This window comes from Vibrio sp. 2CM40D, from assembly GCF_023161825.1.
GTDB lineage: Bacteria > Pseudomonadota > Gammaproteobacteria > Enterobacterales > Vibrionaceae > Vibrio > Vibrio alginolyticus.
In genome coordinates, this window is the sequence record NZ_JALNTL010000010.1 from 37897 (window position 1) to 60768 (window position 22872).

The 22872-nt window shown below is 43.8% G+C and carries 21 protein-coding genes; 15 read left to right on the plus strand and 6 right to left on the minus strand.

Annotated features, from left to right (window positions below):
• Positions 1–77: 77 nt before the first annotated feature.
• Complete coding sequence (locus MTF70_RS19730) at positions 78–1697, plus strand: sensor histidine kinase (protein WP_205461503.1); 1620 nt, start codon at positions 78–80, stop codon at positions 1695–1697.
• The gene (locus MTF70_RS19735; RefSeq protein WP_005377133.1) at positions 1694–2380 is read left to right on the plus strand and encodes a response regulator; all 687 of its coding nucleotides are present in this window, start codon (positions 1694–1696) and stop codon (positions 2378–2380) included. Before MTF70_RS19730 ends, MTF70_RS19735 begins: the two co-directional genes overlap by 4 nt.
• A gap of 91 nt (positions 2381–2471) precedes the next feature.
• Here MTF70_RS19735 and MTF70_RS19740 read toward each other — a convergent pair whose 3' ends face one another.
• Both MTF70_RS19740 and MTF70_RS19745 read right to left on the minus strand, forming a co-directional pair.
• On the minus strand, positions 2472–4607 hold the full coding sequence (locus tag MTF70_RS19740; RefSeq protein WP_205461505.1) for a TonB-dependent siderophore receptor: 2136 nt from the start codon (positions 4605–4607) through the stop codon (positions 2472–2474).
• A 99-nt stretch (positions 4608–4706) separates the two neighbouring features.
• Positions 4707–5672, minus strand: a complete 966-nt coding sequence (locus tag MTF70_RS19745; RefSeq protein ID WP_005387160.1) for a helix-turn-helix domain-containing protein — start codon at positions 5670–5672, stop codon at positions 4707–4709.
• A 537-nt stretch (positions 5673–6209) separates the two neighbouring features.
• On the opposite strand from MTF70_RS19745, the gene zwf reads away from it, so the two are divergent.
• From zwf to gnd, 3 genes are read left to right on the plus strand one after another with little or no spacing between them, the layout of a single operon-like run.
• Positions 6210–7712: a glucose-6-phosphate dehydrogenase gene (gene zwf / locus MTF70_RS19750; RefSeq protein WP_017634563.1), complete on the plus strand. Its 1503-nt coding sequence runs from the start codon at positions 6210–6212 to the stop codon at positions 7710–7712.
• On the plus strand, positions 7709–8425 hold the full coding sequence (gene pgl / locus MTF70_RS19755; protein ID WP_005387158.1) for a 6-phosphogluconolactonase: 717 nt from the start codon (positions 7709–7711) through the stop codon (positions 8423–8425). Before zwf ends, pgl begins: the two co-directional genes overlap by 4 nt.
• Positions 8426–8463: 38 nt before the next feature.
• Positions 8464–9912 (plus strand): decarboxylating NADP(+)-dependent phosphogluconate dehydrogenase, encoded by a 1449-nt coding sequence (gene gnd / locus MTF70_RS19760; RefSeq protein ID WP_005377160.1) that lies wholly within the window; start codon positions 8464–8466, stop codon positions 9910–9912.
• A gap of 85 nt (positions 9913–9997) precedes the next feature.
• On the opposite strand, the gene MTF70_RS19765 is transcribed toward gnd, so the two are convergent.
• Positions 9998–10201, minus strand: coding sequence for a hypothetical protein (locus tag MTF70_RS19765; protein ID WP_005377162.1), 204 nt, complete (start codon positions 10199–10201; stop codon positions 9998–10000).
• A 578-nt stretch (positions 10202–10779) separates the two neighbouring features.
• Here MTF70_RS19765 and MTF70_RS19770 point away from each other — a divergent pair.
• A complete protein-coding gene (locus tag MTF70_RS19770; protein WP_005377165.1) occupies positions 10780–10917 on the plus strand; it encodes a hypothetical protein in 138 nt (45 codons plus the stop codon).
• Positions 10918–10978: 61 nt separating this feature from the next.
• Here MTF70_RS19770 and MTF70_RS19775 read toward each other — a convergent pair whose 3' ends face one another.
• On the minus strand, positions 10979–12745 hold the full coding sequence (locus MTF70_RS19775; protein WP_205461507.1) for a sigma-54-dependent Fis family transcriptional regulator: 1767 nt from the start codon (positions 12743–12745) through the stop codon (positions 10979–10981).
• 239 nt (positions 12746–12984) lie between these two features.
• On the opposite strand from MTF70_RS19775, the gene MTF70_RS19780 reads away from it, so the two are divergent.
• Entirely contained in the window at positions 12985–14505 is a 1521-nt protein-coding gene (locus MTF70_RS19780; protein ID WP_005377169.1) for an aldehyde dehydrogenase family protein, read from the plus strand.
• A 126-nt stretch (positions 14506–14631) separates the two neighbouring features.
• Here the strand turns inward: MTF70_RS19780 and exsE2 are convergent, their stop codons facing one another.
• Both exsE2 and exsC read right to left on the minus strand, forming a co-directional pair.
• Positions 14632–14937, minus strand: a complete 306-nt coding sequence (exsE2, locus tag MTF70_RS19785) for a T3SS regulon translocated regulator ExsE2 (RefSeq protein WP_005377171.1) — start codon at positions 14935–14937, stop codon at positions 14632–14634.
• 8 nt (positions 14938–14945) lie between these two features.
• Entirely contained in the window at positions 14946–15392 is a 447-nt protein-coding gene (gene exsC / locus MTF70_RS19790; RefSeq protein ID WP_005377174.1) for a type III secretion system regulatory chaperone ExsC, read from the minus strand.
• Positions 15393–15780: 388 nt separating this feature from the next.
• Between exsC and MTF70_RS19795 the strand changes: the two genes are divergently transcribed.
• The 8 genes from MTF70_RS19795 to sctF all read left to right on the plus strand — a co-directional run bounded on the left by MTF70_RS19795 (position 15781) and on the right by sctF (position 22869).
• Positions 15781–16194 carry a YscW family type III secretion system pilotin gene (locus tag MTF70_RS19795; RefSeq protein WP_054579559.1) on the plus strand — a complete coding sequence of 138 codons (414 nt, stop codon included), beginning with the start codon at positions 15781–15783 and terminating at the stop codon, positions 16192–16194.
• 609 nt (positions 16195–16803) lie between these two features.
• Positions 16804–17664, plus strand: coding sequence for an AraC family transcriptional regulator (locus MTF70_RS19800; RefSeq protein WP_042523810.1), 861 nt, complete (start codon positions 16804–16806; stop codon positions 17662–17664).
• Between the two features lie 148 nt (positions 17665–17812).
• Positions 17813–18793: a T3SS regulon anti-activator ExsD domain-containing protein gene (locus MTF70_RS19805; protein ID WP_005377193.1), complete on the plus strand. Its 981-nt coding sequence runs from the start codon at positions 17813–17815 to the stop codon at positions 18791–18793.
• Between the two features lie 12 nt (positions 18794–18805).
• Complete coding sequence (locus MTF70_RS19810; protein WP_205461509.1) at positions 18806–19234, plus strand: YscB family type III secretion system chaperone; 429 nt, start codon at positions 18806–18808, stop codon at positions 19232–19234.
• A complete protein-coding gene (gene sctC / locus MTF70_RS19815) occupies positions 19222–21105 on the plus strand; it encodes a type III secretion system outer membrane ring subunit SctC (RefSeq protein ID WP_155489946.1) in 1884 nt (627 codons plus the stop codon). The genes MTF70_RS19810 and sctC overlap by 13 nt, the downstream gene beginning before the upstream one ends.
• 5 nt (positions 21106–21110) lie before the next feature.
• Positions 21111–22412 carry a type III secretion system inner membrane ring subunit SctD gene (gene sctD, locus MTF70_RS19820; protein ID WP_205461518.1) on the plus strand — a complete coding sequence of 434 codons (1302 nt, stop codon included), beginning with the start codon at positions 21111–21113 and terminating at the stop codon, positions 22410–22412.
• A complete protein-coding gene (locus MTF70_RS19825; RefSeq protein ID WP_005377198.1) occupies positions 22399–22602 on the plus strand; it encodes an EscE/YscE/SsaE family type III secretion system needle protein co-chaperone in 204 nt (67 codons plus the stop codon). Before sctD ends, MTF70_RS19825 begins: the two co-directional genes overlap by 14 nt.
• An 18-nt stretch (positions 22603–22620) precedes the next feature.
• On the plus strand, positions 22621–22869 hold the full coding sequence (sctF, locus tag MTF70_RS19830) for a type III secretion system needle filament subunit SctF (RefSeq protein WP_005377199.1): 249 nt from the start codon (positions 22621–22623) through the stop codon (positions 22867–22869).
• Positions 22870–22872: the final 3 nt, after the last annotated feature.

Consider the following 22872-nt stretch of genomic DNA (forward strand, 5'->3'; position numbering starts at 1 on the left):
ATTTATCACCGCGACAACGTCATGCTGTTAACTGAGTGTTAACGTTACGCTCAAGAGTGAATCACAAGGATGTATCAATGAGTTGGAAAACCATCAGCTTTCGTAAGCGGATGCTCATTATCATGACGCTATCGGGGTTGATAGAGCTGTTATTGCTTGTCGCCGCGGGGTTCACTTATCTCAAAATCAATCAAGAGCAAGAAATGGGAGAAAAAGCACTGGGTGTTGCCCGTTTTTTAGCGGACTCAGCGGTTGTTCGTGAAATGATCGAAACCCAAAACCCCCAGCCATACCAACTTCGCTTTAGAGAATTAACCGAAGCCATAGGTGCTGCATTCATCGTTATTGGCGACCATAAGGGAGTACGCTTAATCCACCCTGTTGATGAGCGGTTGGGCAAGCCAATGAGAGGTGGCGACAATCGTCGAGCGCTAGAACAGGGGTTGTCTTATGTTTCGACGGCACAGGGCTCGTTAGGTTATTCAGTTCGTGGTAAAGCTGCGATTTTTGACGAGGAAGGGAACATCATTGGTGTGGTTTCGGTTGGCTATTTGCTCGACCGACTGCAAGACCGCATCGAACCATTTTTGGCCTTTTTGATTTTAATGGTCATCGTAGTTGTCATCGCTAATGCCATTGTATCCAATTATGCGTCGAGAAAGTTTCAGCGCGCCATTTTAGGCTTTGAGCCTGAAGAGATAGGGCGGTTGTACGGCGAATTAGAAGTGACGATGAGCACTATCAAAGAGGGCGTGTTAAGCATTGATGCCCAAGGGATACTTCGCTCGATAAATCGTAGTGCCTGCCAGATTCTCGGTATTGATAGAGAATCAGCGCTCAATAAACCTTTGACTGATACGCTGCGTGATAGCGATCTATATACAGTGTTAGAAAGTGGGCAGGAAGATCATGATATTGAAATATTCCTTAATCATAAGCGCCTGATTGCAAATCGCTCTCCAATTTATGTTGATGGAAAAATCGTGGGGGCGGTATCGAGTTTCCGTTTAAGGGATGAAATTAATGATCTAACCGAGCAGCTATCACAAACCAAGGAATATGCAGATTTGTTACGTTCGCAAACCCATGAGCATCGCAATAAGCTAAACACTATCAGCGGGCTAGTACAAATGGGTGAGCTTGATGCGGTGCAAAAGTTAATTGGACAAGAAACCGCTCACTATCAAGCAATGATTGAGTTTTTAAGAGATACCGTTAAGGACCCGCTAATTGCAGGTATGCTGCTTGGAAAAACTGAACGTGCTCGCGAGTTAGGCTTACAACTGGTGGTTGAGGAAGGCAGTCGTCTGGAGCCCCTGCCTGAGTGGCTAAATTCGGAAGACCTAGTCACAATTTTGGGTAATTTGATTGATAACGCTTTCGATGCCACGTTAACTTCAATTCGCGATGAATCAAATGTTGCGTCAGAACGCAGAAACATTGATGTGTCCGTTAGCGATTACGGAAATGAAGTGATACTTGAGGTGATAGATCATGGCTGTGGCCTCCCAAAAACAATGGATCCACAAACATTATTTACAAAAGGCGTTTCGACGAAATCTCGCCAAAATCGAGGTGTTGGGTTACACCTTGTCAATCAGCTTGCTACTCGATATCACGGCCATGTTGAGATGATACCCAATACAAATTATGGGACAAGAATAACGGTGTACTTACCCAAGGAAGAACAATTATGAGTATGGCGACTCGCGTAATGATCATTGAAGATGATCTGGCTATTGCTGAGCTGCACCACAAATACTTAAGCCAACTGACAGGTTTGGAAGTGGTTGGAATTGCGACCACGAGAATGGAAGCAGAAATGCAACTCGACATTCTTAAGCCAGATTTACTATTGATGGATGTCTATCTTCCCGATGGCACAGGGCTTGAGATACTAAATACACTGCGTGCAAGTAACCAAACGTGTGATGTCATTTTGATTACAGCCGCAAGGGATGTCGATACATTACAACAGGCGATGAGGGGTGGCGTTGTCGATTACCTGTTAAAACCCGTGATGTTTCCACGCTTAGATGCCGCACTGAAAAAGTATGTGTCCCAACGCCAACAACTAGACATCGTGGAGAGTTTGGATCAGAACCTCGTTGATAAAATGCTGCAGTCTCATGCCAATCAAGACAACTTGCCGAACCGATTACCAAAAGGGATTGATGGTGTAACCCTAGACAAGATCAGAGAGTTGTTCCCAAATGGCAGTGCGCTGACCGCTGATGAGGCAGGCGAAAAGATCGGCGCGAGCCGAACAACGGCGAGGCGCTATTTGGAGTATCTGATCAGCACAGGTGAACTAGAGGCTGATTTAAACTATGGGTCGGTAGGTAGGCCGGAAAGGTGCTATAAAAAAGTGACACGGTAGCGTTTATATTGATGCTCTATGCAAAATAAAAAGCGATGGCTTATTGTAGAAACCATCGCTTTACAAATTACGGCTGTTCCGCTCTAAGAGGTTAGAAGTTGTATTCTAACTTCGCTTCGATAGAGCGCTCAGCGCCAAACCAACAGTTATTTTTGTCGTAACAAGAATAGTATTCTTTATCGAATAGATTGCTTGCAGAAAGCGTGACGCTAGCCCCTTTCATTGATTCAGATACCGTTGAGAAATCGTAACTTGCTGCCAAATCAAACAAGGTGTAGTCCGGTACTTTTTGACTATTCTGTGCATCAATTTGTGCTTCTCCGACATAGCGAACGCCAGCACTGGTACGAAGGCCTGAAAGATTTCCTTCAAAGAAGTAATTTGCCCATAGAGAGGCCGTTTGCTCAGGTACCCAAACCGGCGTTTTACCTTCTTGGTTGTAATAACTGTCCTCGGTAATCTCCATATCGGTATATGTATAGCCTAGAGTGAAATCAGCTTGTGCTGTGGCTTGCCATTTTGCCTCAAGTTCAATACCTTGTGATACCACTTCGCCCGCTTGATAGTTCGGTGCATATGGGTTATTCGGATCGGTCAAGATCGCGTTTTTCTTCGTAATATGGAAGAGTGCTAAGTTACCTGAGATATCACCAGATAATGGGGCGTATTTAAAGCCTAACTCCCATTGATGACCGGTTGATGGCTCAAATGCTTTACCAGAAGAGTCGGCACCCGCAATTGGCTCAAAACTTTCCGAGTAAGTAAGATATGGCGAGAGACCAAAGTCTAGCTCATACAAACCACCGACTCGGAAAGATACGTTGGTATCGTCTAACTCTTCCTTGCTGTTGGATACTGCTCCTAGATAATCGCTAACGGCGTCTGTATTTGAATCGTATTTATCCCAACGAAGACCTGCAATCATTACAAGTTGGTCGTAACGAACTTGATCTTGGAAATAAACGCCAATCTGCTTCGTTTTGATATCTAAGTTTTGTTTGTATTGGAAATTCAGTGCATTACGATCAATGCTGTTGTGGTCAGGATTAAAAATGTCCTGAGTTAGCGAATACCCAAGCGTGTCTTTGTATTTTACATCTGAATCTAGATACTGATAATCAAGCCCGAACAATAAGTTATGTTCAAAATTTCCTGTTTTAACGTAGCCAGATAGTTGGTTGTCAATCACAAAGGATTTGGACTTTTCATCGGTTAAATAGGCATTTCGACCAACGGTACGGTTATCCGCTTCAAGTGCACCGTTATATGTGTTTTCCTGATAGGCATCGGCGGTCATGTAGCGGGCATTCTGTAGAAATTGCCAATTGTTGTTAAAGTCGTGTTGGACTTTGTAACCCATCATCAGAACTTCGCGTTCGTAAGTGTTCCAGTCCTCATCCCCCAAATAAGTGCTTGGTGACATCGAGCCAAGTGGGTTTTTAATCACTGAGCCAGACGCAGGCACAGTCGTGTAGATACCTGCTGATGGATCATTTTGATAGTAAACATTCACGTTCACTAATGTGCTTTCTGTCGCTTGCCAATTGAAAGATGGGGCGAGTACATAACGTTCATCTTCAGACGTATCGGCTTGACCATCTCGCTGTTTTGCCAGGCCGACGATACGGTAATCCACATTAGAATCACCAATTTGTCCTGTGGTGTCGAACGTCAGTTCTTTTAGGCTGTTAGTCCCTGTACTAATCGAGACAGAGTGCGAGGGTGTTGACTGAGGCGCCTTGGCGATAATGTTGACCATACCTCCTGGTGGAATATTGCCGTAAAGAACAGACGTTGGCCCTTTAAAAACCTCGATTTGCTCAAGAGCAACGGAATCGACCTGCGGTTGAAGGTTCCAACCGTTGTACAGCAAAGGAAGACCATCATAAAAGTTGGTGTAGTTAATAAAACCACGAATATTGAATAGGTCAAGTCGGGAAACGGCACCGCCACGCAATTCTGTATTTACGCCAGGTGCATAACGCAATGCTTCGCTCACCGAGTTTACGCCGCGCAGGTCCATGTCATCTTTAGTGATTACCGTGATCGCTTGCGGTGTTTCCTCCGGTTCTAAAACGGTTTTAGTTGCGGTGTTTCGGTATGTTTCTCCTAGCACCGTAATCGTTTCGTGTTGGGATGTGCTCTCAGTTGCATTGGCGTGGCCAGCGAGCAATGCGGATACGACGATAGCAACCGCTGAACGATGAAATCGAATCGGACTTTCCATATTTATAAATTCCACTACTTTTTCTATTTATTGATAATGATTGTTATTTGTATTCTATATTCAAAGAAATAGGAAAAGTTAACAATTTGGTGCAAAACACTAATCTTTGGAACTTATTCTTCTGTTCTTAGGTTTTAAAGATAGCGAGTCGTTTGGCTCTACAGGAATCCAATACTGCATTTGTGCTTGTTCGCTATCAACATCATAACCTTCTGGATAAAGCTCTAACTCATAACCATCGATAGCATGATAATTAGAGTAGGGTAGCCAATGTAAAATAAACCATTCCAGCGTTGAGGCGAGCTCTGATGCTTTGCCTATGTGTGTAATGACGGCGTAGGTTTGCTCAGGAACAGCCAAGAGGTCTAACCCCGAGTTGGAAGAGTTCGTTGATCTTGGTGCGTTTGCTGTTGGACTGCACTCATAACCTGCCCAATACTCAAGTTGTTGGTTGTTTGAATACGCTTGAGTCACATCAATCACGCCAAAGTAACTACTTTCCGAATTGTTAAGGTTTTCAGATGAATAAAGACGTGACCAAAGTGACGGTACTTTGGATTGGAAATCGGGCGTAGCGGAAAACAATCCGTGAATAGGTTCATGATAACCAGCAAGTTCAAAAGCCGGTTTTGTTTCTATTCGAACTTCAATAAAGCGCTGATGTTTTTTCTCTTCTTCTGGTGTCTTACGCAGCGTCAAAGGTTGCCTCAACCCGGAGAGTTGTTGCGTTTTTCGATATTCGCGGGGGCTTTTTGAAAACATATTCCTGAACGCACGGCTAAATGCGTGTTCAGATGTAAATCCCATTTCTATCGCTATATCTAACGAGCGGTCAGAAGTATGGATTAAGCGCTCAGCCGCAAGGCTAAGTTTAAGCTCTCTGATGTAGTGAGCGACGGATACGCCAGTGTGTTGTTGAAATACGCGTTGCAGTTGCCAGCGCGACCAACAACTTGCTTTCGATATTTCATCTACGCTCAGAGTGCTGTCTAAGTTGGTGTGAATGTAGTCAAGCACCGATTGTATTCGGTTTATGGGATGTGGGTTAATGGCGCTTGATTTCATGGCGTTCTACTTTCACATTAATAGTGATTTCATTATCTTTAATTGAGTATCATTATCAATAGGGTGATGAAATAAAAAGTAAGTAACACAGATCACGATAAAACTGTAATGGATTGCAAGGATGAGTAATTATTGCCCATATTAGAGTTTTTGCTTAAATTTTGGAGCGTTCAGATGAAACTTTTTTTATCAATAAAATACAATCGCTTATGACGTTTTGTGCAACTTATTTAAACGTTTGCACTGGCAAGTGTTGATGTAAATCAAATAGTCGTAGACAATATTGCCCCGTGTCGGACTCTCCTCCAGCGAGTACAGTGTGTACTTTTGAGACATAAGTGACTTAAATGACCTCAATACGTCGTGTTTCCAAGAATCGGAAATGCAACTTCTTGAGGTTCTTTGGGCCCATAGACTTTACCTATCAACGTAATAGGTAAGACCAATTTTCTATTTTGAGGTGCCATTGATAGGGTTGGCTCATTCTCTAGCCGTATCCGGGCACACAATAAGTACCTCGTTTTTAAGGGAAAGATGATGGTAATACCAGAAAACAGCAGCATCGTTATTTTTGGTGCTTCAGGTGACCTTACGTACCGTAAGCTCATTCCTGCTTTATACCACCTCTACGCGAACAAGCAGCTTCCAGAGAATTTTGCCATTCTGGGTGTAAGTCGCACTGAATACAGTGATGAGTCTTACCGCGCGAAGCTGAAAAAATCGCTTCAGGAAATGGAAAAGACTGAGCCAGAAACGCTTGATGCATTTATTAACCATCTGCACTACCAAGCAATTAATACTTCTGACACACAAGATTACGGTAAGCTATCTTCTCGCTTAGACCAACTTGCGGACGAATATCAATTCGAGCAACGCAATACGCTTTTTTACTTAGCAACCCCACCAAGTTTATACAGTGTGATCCCTGCAAGTCTTGCAGCACATGGTCTTAACAGTGAAGAGGATGGCTGGAAACGCCTGATCATTGAGAAACCATTCGGCTATGATCTTGAATCGGCGCGTATTCTGGACAAAGAAATTCACGAGCACTTCCAAGAGCATCAAATCTACCGAATTGACCATTACTTAGGTAAAGAAACGGTACAAAACCTACTTGTGCTTCGTTTCTCTAATGCGATGTTTGAGCCGCTTTGGAACCGTAACTTCATTGATTACGTTGAAATCACAGGCGCAGAATTCCTTGGCGTAGAGGAGCGTGGTGGTTACTACGACAACTCTGGTGCTGTGCGCGACATGTTCCAAAACCACTTGCTACAAGTATTAGCAATGGTAGGTATGGAACCACCAGCGCAAATCAATGCAGACTCGATGCGTGATGAAGTGGTAAAAGTGCTTCAATGCCTAAAGCCATTAGACGAAAACGCTCTGCGCAACGATCTAGTATTAGGCCAATACACGGCGTCTGAAGTTCGTGGGCAAAGCCTACGCGGCTACCGTGAAGAACCGGGAGTTGCAGACGATTCTCGTACAGAGACTTACATCGGTTTGAAAGCGTACATCAACAACTGGCGTTGGAATGGCGTGCCATTTTACGTGCGTACTGGTAAGCGTCTTCCAACACGCGTTACTGAGGTGGTTATCCACTTTAAACAAACACCGCATCCTGTGTTTGGTCAAAACGCACCAGAAAACAAGCTGATCATTCGTATTCAACCAGACGAAGGCATTCAAATGAGCTTTGGCTTGAAAGAGCCAGGCGCAGGCTTTGAAGCGAAGGAAGTGAAAATGAACTTCCATTACGCTGACCTGCAAGAAACGCAAATGCTAACGGCATACGAGCGCCTTCTACTTGATGCTTTGAATGGTGATGCTACGCTATTTGCACGTAGTGATGCGGTGGAAGCGTGCTGGCAATACGTACAGCCAATCTTAGATTTTAAGCAAGATCCACAATCCCTCTTCGGGTACGCATGCGGCACTTGGGGACCTAAAGAGTCAGATGACTTGTTACAGCGTGATGGCCGCGCTTGGCGTTTCCCATGTAAAAACTTAACAGATACGGATTACTGTGAACTATGATCAACCATAAGATCTACCAAACAGCAGAACAGGTAGTTGAAAGCCTAGCTAACGATATGAAAGCGTTTAGCGAAATGGGCAGACCTGTTCACATCTCTCTTTCTGGCGGCAGCACTCCTAAAATGCTGTTTAAACTACTGGCTTCAGAGGCTTACGCAACCTCCATTCAATGGGAAAACCTCCACTTTTGGTGGGGTGACGAACGTTGTGTTGCCCCTGACGATGCAGAAAGCAACTACGGTGAAGCGAACACGTTGTTGTTTAGCCAAGTAAATATTCCTGCAGAAAACATTCACCGCATCCGTGGCGAAGATGAGCCTAAAGCAGAAGCCGAGCGCTTTGCAAAAGAGATGGCAGAGGTAATCCCGAATGAAAACGGCACACCTGTGTTTGACTGGATCTTATTAGGCGTTGGTGCAGATGGTCATACAGCTTCTCTGTTCCCTGGCCAAACGAATTATGATGATGCGAACCTATCTCTTGTGGCGTCGCATCCTGAATCGGGCCAACTTCGTGTGTCGAAAACCGCACGCGTATTAGAAGCAGCGAAACGCATTAGTTACTTAGTGCTTGGTGCAGGAAAAGCGGACATTGTTGAAGAAATTAACAGTTCACCAGCACACGCACTGCCATACCCAGCGGCTAAGATTCAAGCGAAATCGGGCCTAACGGAATGGTATTTAGATTTAGACGCGGCAGCAAAAATTGCTTAAGACGCTGCTCGTCGATGAAATAAAATTGGAGAGAAACAATGAAAGGTGATATCGGTGTAATTGGCCTAGCAGTAATGGGTCAAAACCTTATCCTAAATATGAACGATCACGGCTTTAAAGTGGTTGCTCACAACCGTACTGCTGCTAAAGTAGACGAGTTCCTGGAAGGTCCAGCAAAAGGCACGAACATCATCGGTGCATACTCTCTAGAAGAACTAGTAGAGAAGCTAGAAACGCCGCGTAAAGTAATGTTGATGGTTCGCGCTGGTGACGTTGTAGACAAGTTCATCGAAGCGCTAGTACCTCTGCTAGACAAAGGCGACATCATTATTGACGGTGGTAACACTAACTACCCAGATACAAACCGTCGTGTTGCTGCACTACGTGAAAAAGGTATCCACTTCATCGGTACTGGTGTATCTGGTGGTGAAGAAGGTGCGCGCTTCGGTCCATCTATCATGCCTGGCGGTGCTGCTGAAGCATGGGAAGCGGTTAAGCCTATCTTCCAAGGTATCGCTGCGAAAACTGACGCTGGTGAGCCATGTTGTGACTGGGTTGGTAACGACGGTGCTGGTCACTTCGTTAAGATGGTACACAACGGTATCGAATACGGTGACATGCAGCTTATCACAGAAGCTTACCAGTTCATGAAAGACGGTCTTGGTATGTCTGCTGACGAGATGCAAGCAGTATTCGCTGATTGGAACAAGACTGAACTAGACAGCTACCTTGTTGAAATCACGGCTGACATCCTTGGCTACAAAGATGAAGACGGTGAGCCTCTCGTTGAGAAGATCCTAGACACAGCAGGCCAAAAAGGTACTGGTAAATGGACTGGTATTAACGCACTAGACCTAGGTATTCCACTAACACTTATCTCTGAGTCTGTATTCTCTCGTTGTCTATCTGCACTGAAAGACCAACGTGTTGAAGCTGAATCTCTATTCGGTAAGACAATCACTCCAGTTGAAGGCGACAAGCAAGAGTGGGTTGATGCACTACGTCAAGCGCTACTAGCTTCTAAGATCATCTCTTACGCTCAAGGCTTCATGCTAATGCGCGAAGCGTCTAACGAGAACGGTTGGGACTTAAACTACGGTAACGTAGCTCTAATGTGGCGTGGCGGTTGTATCATCCGCTCTGCGTTCCTAGGCAACATCCGTGATGCGTACGAAGCGAACCCAGACATCGCATTCCTTGGTTCTGATGAGTACTTCAAAAACATCCTACAAGGCAGCCTAGCAGCATGGCGTAAAGTAGCAGCGAAATCTCTAGAGTCTGGTATCCCAATGCCATGTACGATTTCTGCGCTATCTTTCCTAGACGGTTACACAACAGCTCGTCTACCAGCGAACCTGCTTCAAGCTCAACGTGACTACTTCGGTGCTCACACTTATGAGCGTATTGACCGTCCACGTGGTGAATTCTTCCACACTAACTGGACTGGTACAGGCGGCGACACAGCGTCTACAACTTACGACGTTTAATTCGCGGTCAGTAAGCTGATCAAAGCAAAAGGGTGCCCAAGTGGCATCCTTTTTTGTGTTTGCTTTTACGGAACTTCAAGAGCGCCTAGGCGCTCTTTTCAGTAGTCGTTTTCTTGTTTTGATAAAACCTGTCTTTTAGGTAGAGAATTGCACTGACCACAAGAGCCACTAAAGAAACAGTGAATAGGGCGTACATGCTGAGAATCCATGCGAATGTGGCCGTCAAGAATGCAATGAAGGAAAACATTCTGCTGAAAGACATCACATGGCCAAGTTTGTTACTTTTCATAAACGCCTCCCGAAGCTAAGTGGGGATAGACAATTGTGGTCATATGCCACACTTTTAATTGTCTGCTCTTTTGGGACGTTTCACACAAAAAAGTGGCTAAAGATTTCTCAAAAAAGGTGAAATATTGAACTGGTAGACAAATCGTTAAACTGAGTTGCACAGATATGACTTCGGTTGTCTATCACTTCAAAGTTTTTAACTACGCAGATTAAGGGCATGTAGCGCTATTATTATCGTATTCGAACTCTACGATACACAATTGCAAGTGAACCTACACTCGTAAGCTCATCCCTGTCGTCAGTTACAGTAAAAGCTTTTTTCTCTGTTTAACAATACCTTAGTAACTACGGGCAATTAAATCTGTTTTTCGATCGAAACTCAGATTGCACAAAAGGTGAAAAAGAGTGCTAGGTAAGCCTCTAAACTACGCCTATAATTAGCGCCCACATGGAGGATGTTTATTATATGAACATCCTTTATTTTTTGAAACTAGCAACAAGGATCCAGTAAAACATGTTTTTCTGGTTTTGTTTACGTCGACCAAGAAGGTAATTAACACAGCAAATTGAGGTTCTAAGATGACTCTTAACAAGTACTTTGTTTTCATTCCAGCAGAATTGGAACAGGAAATGCACAAGGACAATCAAGTGATCTCTGAGAAGGAAACTCAACGTCAGGCATTAGTAAAACAGGCACAACAACAAGGCGGCCTGTAAGCTAGGTTTCAAAGAGAAAGAGCACCGCAACGGTGCTCTTTTTGTATCTGAGGTCGTAGAATTAACTTAATATGCCAAGGCTTTTCAACTTTCTGTAAATGGTATTTCGGCTCACACCAAGCATACGAGACGTTTTGCTAATGTTCCCCTGGTTGGCTTGATATGTTTTGAGCAACTTATCTTCGACGGTTGCACGCAGTTCTGAAGTTGGTTCAGCGGATGCTGCTCCTTCTTGAGTTTGGCTGAGTTTCTTACTTAGGTGGGCTGGGACGTGTGTGAGTTCCAATATTTCTTCACCTTGCGCCATTAAGGCGGATACTTTGATTAAACTATCGAGTTCACGCAAATTTCCTGGCCATGAGTAAGACAGCATCAGAGAAAGTAGGTGAGGGCAAAGCTGTTGTTCAGATTCGGCGTGACGCCGATGAATGTTCTCAATCAGTTGTCGTTTGTCATCACGTTCCTCAAAGCGAGGTAGCTCAATGATCAAGCCATTAAGGCGATAATACAAATCTTGGCGGAACAATCCTTCGCTGACCAAATGTTCCAGATCTTTATGCGTGGCTGCAATGATTTGCGTATCGACTTGAATACTTTGGTTTGAACCCACGGGAAGCACGGTTTTATCTTGCAATACATGGAGCAAGCGGCTTTGAGCTTCCAAGGGGAAATCTGCGATTTCATCCAGAAACAAAATCCCTTTGTGTGCTTGGCGAATTTTCCCCTGATAGCCTTTGCTGTTTGCGCCAGTAAAGGCACCGGCTACGTAGCCAAATAATTCAGATTCAACCAGATCTTTTGGTAGCGCTCCGCAGTTAACGGAAACCAACGGTCCCGTTTTTCTCTGGCTGTTTTTATGAAGCGCTTTCACAAACTCGTTTTTGCCAACACCAGTCTCTCCTAGAATCAACAAACTGATGTCTTTATCGATGACGCGATTGGCTTGCTGCCAACAGTGCTCAACTGCGGAGTCGCCATAATGAAGATCATTGGACGCCGCTACAGCACGAGACTTGACCTTGCTATCTTTATCGGTAAGCGGTTTTGTTTTGAAAACGAAAGGGTGCTCATTTCCCCGAGTGGATAGAATGTCGTCTAAGGATTGCCCAATGATACTTTTTTGCGCAAAAAGTTGAGAGGCTACTTGATTGTGAGCCAAAACTTGTCCGTCTTCATTTGCAATGATAATTCCTTGCCAACCACTATTCAGTAAACCTTTTTCGCACGCTAAATCCACACGAATATGCCCTTGTGGAATCAAGTTAAGTAGTTGATTCTCCACTTGCTGGACCATGTTTTGTACTAGTACTTGCGTTGAGAAGTCATGTCTCTTTTGCTCGCTCGTAATATCTAATACGCCAATGAGGTTACCAAGATGATCGAAAATAGGATTAGCCGAACAGCTAATAAAACGATGGTGTTGGATAAAGTGCTGATCACCAATAACAGAAACGGGCTTTGCTTCAACCAAGGCTGTACCAATCGCGTTGGTGCCTTTGACCTTTTCTTGCCAGCATGCACCAGAGCTTAGCGAGATTTCCGTTAACTTTTCACGAAATCTAGGCTGTCCCCAACTGCCGATGATGACACCATCTGAATCCGTCAAAATTAAGCGACTGTCGCTATGAGCAAATAGCTGATTAAACAGAGGGAGCGCAAATTGAGTGACTGCCTCTAGCAAAAAATTGAGTTGGTGACGCCTATCTTGGAGCGTTGCTGGCGTTACTCGAATATCTTCAGGGCGTCGACGCTGTTTTAAACCCGCTTGTTCACTTCTGACCCATGAAGTTGAAAGCCAATTGTTATCGCTAATGTGTTGAAGTTCCATGACTGTACCATTTTGTCACAGTGAGGGTGTGCCATTTTGGAACACTTGAACATTGGTGTTCACACCATACATCCGCTCAAACATCGCTCACTTGGTTTGTTATCGCTTGATAATCATAGTTTTACATTTAATTAACAACAAGTGTGGCGTAGTTGGCGTGTGACTTGCGTAATGCTCTTTGTGAACAGTGCGATACGACACTGCAATAACACATTGAACGAGAAACAAAAGGAAGAGTTATGATCTATGCACAGCCAGGTAGTGAAAATGCCATTGTTAACTTTAAATCGCATTACGATAACTTTATCGGTGGGGAATGGGTAAAACCAACGGGTGGTGAGTACTTTGACAATATCTCACCAATCAACGGACAAGCGTATTGTAAAGTTGCTCGCTCTGGCGAGGAAGATATTAATTTAGCACTGGATGCCGCGCACAACATCAGAGCAAAATGGGCCAAAACCAGCGTGACAGAACGTTCGAACATCTTGCTGAAAATTGCTGACCGTATTGAGCAGCATCTAGAAGAGCTTGCAGTTGCAGAAACTTGGGAAAACGGCAAACCAGTTCGCGAAACCTTGGCGGCAGATTTACCTTTAGTAGTGGATCACTTCCGTTACTTCGCTGGCTGTATTCGCGCACAAGAAGGCAGTGCGGCAGAACTGGATGAGCACACCGCAAGCTACCACTTCCCAGAACCGATTGGTGTGGTTGGTCAAATTATTCCGTGGAACTTCCCAATGTTGATGGCGGCTTGGAAACTAGCACCGGCACTAGCGGCGGGTTGCTGTGTGGTATTGAAGCCAGCAGAGCAAACCCCAACATCCATTCTGGTTCTGATGGAAAAAATCGGTGACCTTCTTCCTCCTGGTGTCATCAACGTTGTAAACGGATATGGTTCTGAAGCGGGTCAAGCATTAGCAACCAGCAACCGCATTGCGAAACTCGCGTTTACCGGGTCTACGCAAGTTGGCAACCACATTCTGAAATGTGCAGCAGACAACTTGATCCCATCGACAGTTGAGTTAGGTGGTAAATCTCCAAACATCTACTTCTCAGATATCTTCGATTACGAAGATGAGTATCTTGATAAGTGTATCGAAGGTACGTTACTTGGTTTCTTCAACCAAGGTGAAGTTTGTACTTGTCCATCTCGCGTACTGGTTCATGAAGCGATTTATGACAAGTTTGTAGAGAAACTGACGGAACGTGCACAGCTGATTAAACAAGGTAATCCGCTCGATACCGATACTCAAGTTGGTGCTCAGGCTTCTCAAGAACAGTTTGATAAGATTTTAAGTTACCTGGAAATCGGCCGTGAAGAAGGCGCAAAAGTGGTCTTTGGTGGTGGAGTGTCAGAACAGCCAGAGTCTATCAACCAGGGGTACTACATTCAGCCAACCATGTTGGAAGGCCACAACAAGATGCGAATCTTCCAAGAAGAAATCTTTGGCCCAGTGATCGCTATCACCAAATTCAAAGATGAGGCAGAAGCGTTGGAAATCGCAAACGACACCGAATATGGCTTAGGCGCAGGTGTTTGGACACGTGATGCGAACGTCGCATATCGTATGGGCCGTAATATTGAAGCTGGTCGAATCTGGATTAACTGTTACCACGCTTACCCTGCACACGCAGCGTTCGGTGGTTACAAAAAATCGGGTATCGGGCGTGAAACGCACAAGATGATGCTGGACCACTACCAGAATACTAAGAACTTGCTGATTAGCTACAGCATCGACCCGTTAGGCTTCTTCTAGTGAAACTAAGTAATTAATAAAGAAAAAGCAGTATGAATCAAAACCCCGAATCTTCGGGGTTTTTTATTAGCGTGAGCTTGTCGGCTGAAGGTTAACTTAGATGTTTAACCTGCTTATATTGTGATATCAGGAACGTTGAATTATCGCCACTTTTCGTTCCATAAGCTTTTCTACGGCGGCGTTTTGCTTGTCAATATTGAGTTGCGGATCAAAGTCCAAAACGCGATTGCAAGATTCGAGACTGGCAAATTGATTTAAACATTCACCAAGCTCTCTTTTAGAGCTTGTTCGCGTCATACTGCTTTCTGATGAGGAGAGTAGGGTGACTTTACGGCCATGAAACGTTCCTTGCGGCACTGCATCACTTTGCTGCGCTTGTTGAACGTCATGAACCGATGAATTGGTGTATGTGGATTGGATGTCATTGGACATAAAGACACCTAAACTCTCAAGTCTAAAGTTTGTGGCATCGGTGGTGCCTCATCAATGGTTACATGCGAAGACAATAACGCTTCCCACGACTCGCTGTGCGTCAGCAATTCTGCTAAAGCTGTTTCAAAATATTCGTAATCCAGTCGCCTAATGTTAATGAGTCGGTTTAAACATAGGACATGTCGGTGGTTATCTAAACTAAAAAATAACTGGTGCTCAGGCCAGTGATAATTAAAAGCCAAGAAAGAGCGATAGAGATCGGAATTTACAATTTGAAGGCCAACAATCTCAGCTTCGAGCTGCAGAGTTGTCGATTCAGGATGAAAGATGATATGCACCCTTAGATTATCATCAAAGGCTAAGCTTACTTCATTTTCCGTTAGATGCAGTGCAGGCAAGCCTATTTGATGAGCAAACTTTAGCAAAATCTCATCGATAGTTTGGCGTGCTGACATAGGAATAGTCCCTTTTGAAATTTTATCAAGGAAAATATTAGATGTATCTCTTCATGTTTATCAATATTAGTCGGTTGTTATTATATTTTGGCTTTTAAATGTGTTGAGAGAAATAGAAAGATAAAAGTAAGAGTGTTCAGATGCATATCTCGATGGCAATGATATATATGAGTATCACTTTTCTCTAATGAACTTCAATTAAGGAAGGAATGAAAGAGAGCAGAAACTGTTTTTGAAATTACAGTCCATGTTAACTACGTGTTGTTGAAAAATGCGATTTATTGTCCGCTTGTAGTATAAATATAAGTTGATCTTTTATATTTTTACATAAAGAATTGTGTGAATTTCAAATGAGCTAGATTATATAAAATACGTTTATGGGGTCATAATGAACAATTCTATATGGGCTGGTTTTATTGGGTTATTCATACTGAGTGGGTGCAGTCAGACTGTGTCCGTCAATGGGGTGGATGGCTTTGATACACAGAGTCAGGCATCAGTCTATGGTTGGGTTTCTGTCGACGGCTACTTTCCACCTTCGATTACTTCTCTTGAAGTGGAAATATGTAAAGTTATTGATAATCAATGTCTTAAATCGGCATCTCAGAGCTACCAAGGCGTTCAGTTGCCTGTGCAGTATTCGTTTTTAATTGCACCAATTCAAGCTGGTGAAGGAAAAATGAAGATTATTGGAAAGCTTTATTCAAACGGTGAGCTCGTTGCTGAAAAAGAAAAGAACTATTTATTTTTAGAGGGAAATAAACAAGAAAACTTGATTCTTGTTCCAAAAATAAACAGATAAAATTTTAAGTACTACATTTTTATTAGAATTTTCTAATTTATAAAAATAAAGACCATATCTTTCCTTTTGTGAAAGATTTGTTGTCTTTTATAAACATTAATTACATGACTTTGAAGTCATCGGGTCAGTTGTTTTTTAGACTCATACTTGTTGCAAAAACAGTATTTTTTATGATTATATCTCGCTCCTTGAACACGTTGGCTTGGCGTTTTAGGCTATAAAACATACATTTTTATGATTTTGGAAATTTAATTTTGTTCTCGAAACGATGCCGAAATCTATTTAATTGTATTCTAATGTATAACAAAACAACCAAACTTAAATAACGAAATGATATTTAAGTTTTGGCTAATGATAAACGCTATCTGATAAAAATAATAAAGACGGACAGCAGAAATTTACTAAGTCAAACCTTTACCTTTAGGTAAAGGTAATGCTTGGGTTATTTGCTAATTATTCGGGGGGTATGGTAAGTGATAGAACTTCTATGCTCTTTTCTTTGCTTCTTTAATTCATACAGCAGTACTTAGAAATAACAACAATCAAAGTAGTGCTTTGAAAGTTTCTCAACATTTGCACTGAGAAACTCAAAATAATGAAGGGTAGAAAATGGATGTGTCAGGCCAACTAAACTCAGAAAGGGTCGACTCGAGTTCACGAAAAATTCGTAGTTTTTCCTGCTATGAAAAATCTGACGAAGTATTTCACTCAGACCAGTCTCACATTGTTGTCGTTCACAATGGTCAGCTTCGAGTTCAAACAGGTGATTGCACAATCGATGTTGCTGCAGAAAATGGGGTATTTCTATCCCAAGGAGATTACTTGTTAGAGTACTCTCCGCTAGATGGGGCATACAAAGCGTCGATTATTGCTTACGACAGTGAACTCGTTAGTCAGTTGCTGCAAAAACACAGTGATCTCTTGATGATGCTGCCTAAGGTAGACAAAGTTTGTTCTGGTTTGTTTACTTTTGGTTTGAACATACTCGTTGAACAAGTGCTTTCTAGCATGCAGACGCTTGAGCAACAAGCGTACCCTGATGCCATTATGTGCCTAAAATACGAAGAACTACTCATTCTCTTGCTACACAGCAAAGGAGGAGAATCACTGTATGCGTTGCTGTCACAACAAACAAACCGTACGTCGGAACGGTTACGTCGATTTATGGAACAGCATTACTTAAAAGAATGGAAGTTGACAGACTACGCGCAGGAGTTTGGTGCCAGCTTAACCACTTTTAAAGAGCTTTTTAATGAGCACTATGGCATTTCTCCAAGAGCTTGGATCAGTGAGCGTCGACTACTGCATGCTCATAAACTGCTGTTGACGAGCAAGATGAGCATTGTAGATGTGGCGATGGAGGCAGGGTTTTCCAGCCAGTCTTACTTTACGCAGAGTTACCGTCGTCGTTTTGGAACGACCCCAAGCCGCGTACGTTCGGGAGACGATCAAGTGGCTATCGCGAAATGAAATGACTTGGGACTAAAATTTTCTGACTAATTTTGAAAGTCACTCACCAGTGTAAATTCTATTATGTATCGTGTAACAACGAACGATTAAAAATTATTACATCTCTTTCTTTCTGGATTGTTCGAAAGGGGTGCGGAGACGAACATAAATGAAAAAGCAGCATTGGCGACGCCGTTCGCTTTTTCCAGACAGCATAGTGACACAGCGGAAAGTGACTGTTTTACAAAGAGGAGCTCGTTATGAAAGCGCCTCGAAACCTACGCAGGATCTCAATGTTGTGCACGTCAATCACCGACAATTGTTGAGTGAAGGCGTCATAAATTATGAGCAGTTATCTTTACTTCAACGCTTGTTGGATAGAAATGTCGTCGATAGCCTATGCGCTAGCCAGTTAGTTAAAACGTATCAAAAACTTGGTGCTTCGATAGACCGGTTTGCCATGCGTTTATTTTTGGAAATTGGATCGCAGCTCAGTGATAGCAGCACAATCACAACGTTCGAACAAAGGCTGGACTACATCAACTCTCGTCTGGGCTTTCGCTTTAATTTGGCTGTCCCAAAAACGTTGATGCTTTGTTTCCATTTATCACTCAACGAGTGGATTAACCGACAAGTCGATCAAAGTGCTCTTCATGCTTCGATTAAAGTTGAACAACTTATCAATCAACTCGATATTCAGAAGGAATATTGGTCGAAGCTATCAGGGGAAGACACTAGTGCCGTCTTTGTTCAACAGCAACTCGATCTTATTAAGAGCCAGCAGCATCAACTTAAAAAGCAACTTGGGACGTTAAGCGAACAACAGTTGCAAGTGATTGAATGTCATCGTTTGTTAATTGAGAAGTGGCAACCGTCTTTAGACGAGCTGAAAGGGTTCGCGGAGTACACCTCTACAACCGAACAATTTATTTCTGAGTGGAAAAATTGGTGTTCGGAAGTGCGACTTGAAGCCCCTGAGCTGAACGAAGTTTGGGATGCATGCGATGTGGTTTACAACGACCAAAATGCGGTTGCGAAAGTATGGCAATGGTTCAAGAACATGCAAACTGTTGGTGATATCGATCACTACTATTTTGATACTCAAAGTGGTCAGTGCGGCCAGGCTTGCAATCACCTCAGCCAGATCTAAATAGGGCGTTAAATGTTAGATAAGATAATGAAATCTTTAGCGGAAGCGCTAAAGGTAGGGGATTTTATTGCCTCAGAAAATGGTTCTTACAACATCGAGGTTGACCAGTTATCACTGACCATCAAGCAACGTGCGTCATGGATTTTATGGGAAGCGACGTTACCCTTCCAGTTTAAAGAGCATCTAGATTATCAACAAGAACAAGCGTTACAACGTTGCATGCAGCTCTCATTAAAAACCATTCGTGAGGATGGCGGCGTACTGACAACCAATGATGATCAGCAATTGATTTTGCAAAGTAAAGTACGGGTTGAGGACTGTTCGGTGGAACGGTTCTCTGCTTTGCTTTCTAAGCACGTCAATCTATATGAGCGTTACATTGCATTATTGGAACAAGAACGCGTGAACCACACAATCAACCATACAGTGTGGTTACCATGATGCTAAAAATCTTTCCCAACATTAGGCGTGCTGTAACAAAGGCATTGTTATGCGCAGTGAGTGTTGTTCCTTTGGGATACGCGCAAGCAACAGACTTACACTGGCCCGAACAACCGTTCCGCTACTATGCAGATAATGACTCATTAAAAGAGTTGTTGAATAACTTCGGTGCAAATTATCGTGTCTCGGTTTCTGTTAGTGACAAAGTCAACGATCGAGTGAATGGGCGTTTTACCCCTGAAGATCCGGCGGAATTCCTCGATTACTTATCGCAAGTGTACAACTTGATGTGGTATTTCGATGGAGCCGTCTTACATGTCTATAAGGCGACAGAAACTCGCTCACGTTTACTTCAATTGGAATTACTTACGGCTAGAGAGCTACGCAGTACGTTAATTTCCACCGGCGTTTGGGATTCTCGTTATGGTTGGAGAGCTGCTGAGAGCAAAGGGTTAGTCTATCTTGCTGGTCCTCCACGTTATGTCGACTTAGTGGTACAAACGGCGGAGGCATTGGAAACGCGCTTGCTGCAGAAATCGAATTCAACCGACGAATTATTCGTTGAGATAATTCCTTTGAAGTACGCTTCTGCAACGGATAGAGAAATTGCATATCGAGATCAGACAATTACGGTCCCGGGCATCGCATCGGTGTTAAAACGGGTCGTGTCTGGTGTTCAAACGCAAGTGGCGAGTGCGTCTAGCAAAGAAGTTACCAGTCCAGATAAGCCTGTAAAAAGTAATAAAACCGCCTCAGTTCATGGTGGCGCAACAGTTGAAGCAGAGCCGGGCCTTAATGCGATTATCGTTCGTGATACTCAAGCACGATTACCGCTCTATCGTAAACTGGTCGCGCAATTAGACCAGCCGCAATCAAGAATTGAAGTCGCGCTATCGATTGTCGATATCAGTGCCAACGATTTAAGTCAGTTAGGAGTGGATTGGCGAGCGGGAGTGTCTGTCGGAAACAACCGCATTGTCGATATCAAAACAACAGGTGATGTGAATTCGGGGGATGTGACGCTCGGCAGTGGACAGAACTTTAAGTCCTTGCTTGATTCAACCAACCTAAATTACTTGCTGGCTCAAATTCGTTTATTGGAATCCAAAGGCAGTGCTCAAGTGGTTTCAAGGCCAACATTGTTAACTCAGGAAAATGTCGAAGCGGTACTGAACAACAGCAGCACGTTTTACGTCAAGCTGGTTGGTAAAGAAACCGCAGCGCTGGAAGAGGTCACGTATGGCACGTTACTGAGAATTGTCCCACGTATCGTTGGTGATAGATTTGCTGCACGACCTGAAATTAACCTGAGCCTTCATCTCGAAGACGGTGCAAAGATCGCTGATGGTGGTGTCGATGATCTTCCTTCCGTTCGTAAAACTGAAATCAGCACCTTAGCGACGGTTAAACAAGGGCAAAGCTTACTTATCGGTGGTGTGTACCGAGATGAAGTGAGCCATCAGTTACGTAAAGTGCCATTGCTAGGAGACATCCCATATTTAGGCGCGCTGTTTAGAAGTAATACCAATACTAAGCGCCGCACAGTACGAATGTTTATTTTAGAACCTCGAATTGTTGTGGATGGTATTGGCGATAGTGTGTTGATTGGCAACGAATATGACTTGCGACCAAGTATAGGCAGGCTTAACAACATCTCCAACAATAGCGCTGAATTTAAATCGGTAGTGGAAGTATATAGCTGCACATCGAGGGTTCAGGCCGAGCGCTATCAACAAGACTTATTGTCACAGAAAAAGTCGTCTCAATTAACGCAGTGCCAATTACCAACAGGGCAAAAGGGTTGGCGGGTGAAAGTATTGGAATGTGATGACTCACAAAGTGAGTGTGTGCGCCCTTCAGAGGAGTCTTAACCGCGATGCAGCAATGGAAAATTCGTATTTTATCAGGCGTGCATACCGGAGTAGAAGTCACCTTACCTGAAGGTGTTCTCGTGCTTGGCAGTGACGACTTTATTGCTGATCTTGTACTGTCTGATGCTGGGGTCGAAGCGAACCATTTCACCCTCGTTTGCCATCAAGACTCGGTCATTTTACGAGGCTGCGAAGAGGCAAATATTAACAGTGAAGACATCGCTGTTGCAGGTGATGGTATCGAGTTGTCACGCCATGCTGTTGTCTCGGTCGGCGTTGTGAAGTTCGCTCTGGGATACGCGGAAGATGCGTTAATTGTGAGTAACGTCAGCGACGAATCTAGCCAACAGAATACACCTGTGGTTGCTGTGCAACGCTCTAGCTGGAAAAAAACAACGCTCATCGCTTTGCTCTGTAGTTTTGTCCCGAGTGTCATTTTTGCCGGTATGTGGTACAGCCAAGCTAACGGAAACAACAATGAAATTGTTACAGAAGCAGAACCCATTGTTTTGGTACGTAACATCTTAGGCGAGCTCAAACTTAGCGACGTTCGTGTGGAATGGAATGCCGCCGCACGCCAAGCAGTCTTAGAGGGCTATGTTGAAGACCGAACACAGAAACTCGATCTGCTTGGTCGAATTGATGTATTGGGCATCAATTACAAAAGTGACTTAAGAACGATGGAAGAAATCCGTCGCGGGGTTCGATTTATTTTGCGCAACCTCGGCTATCACCAAGTGAAAGTCGAAAATGGCGATGAGACCGGAACACTGCTGCTGACGGGCTATATCGATGATGCAAGCCGCTGGAACCAAGTTGAACAAATCTTGGAGCGAGACGTGCCGGGTCTTATTGCGTGGAAGGTTGAACTGCAGCGAGCGGGTGCCTACATGGATACGCTAAAAGCGTTATTGACGGATGCGGAGTTACTGAAAAAAATCCAGTTGGTCACCAGCGGTGATCGCATCGAAGTTCGTGGTGAGCTTGATGATATCGAAACGACTCGATTTTACGGTGTGACCCGAGACTTCCGGGAACAATATGGTGAGAAACCGTACTTAGTTTTGAAATCCATACCTAAGGTGAGTAAAGGCACCAATATCGATTTCCCGTTTCGTAGCGTTAACTTTGGCCAGGTTCCATATGTGATTCTGACCGATAACGTTCGCTATATGGTCGGTGCAAGAACGCCTCAGGGCTACCGAATATCCAGTGTTACACCTGCTGGTATTGAGTTGGTTAAAGGCGGGCGGGTGATAACAATAGAACTCGGATATGAAGGCGAGACGAACAATGACAAATCTTGAACAAATTTTAAATAACGACACAAACGGTGCGGAAGTGCACAAGATTAAGAGCAAGCTCTTAGAAGCACAAGCGGTGGTGAAACGTCAGTTGGATTTAGGGTGCTCACCACAGCAGTACCAATTGCTACTCAAACAGTATGAAGCTTACACAGCCGCCCATGCGGTCGTTGAATCATACGAAGCTAACTAAAAAATACGAGGAAGTCTTATGTCATTTTACGATGCTAGTAACAGTGTAAACCTTGATGATGTTAAAGCTAAGTTAGAACAACAAGCGAAAGATGCCAACACAGAAGTGACGGCAGCCATCAAGAACCTAGAAACCAATGCCGATGATCCATCAAAGCTTGCCGAGCTTCAGCACGCGATCAACAAATGGTCTGTTGTTTACAATATCAATGCGACCACCACTCGTGCGATTAAAGATGTGATGCAGTCGATTCTCCAGAAGGTGTAAAGC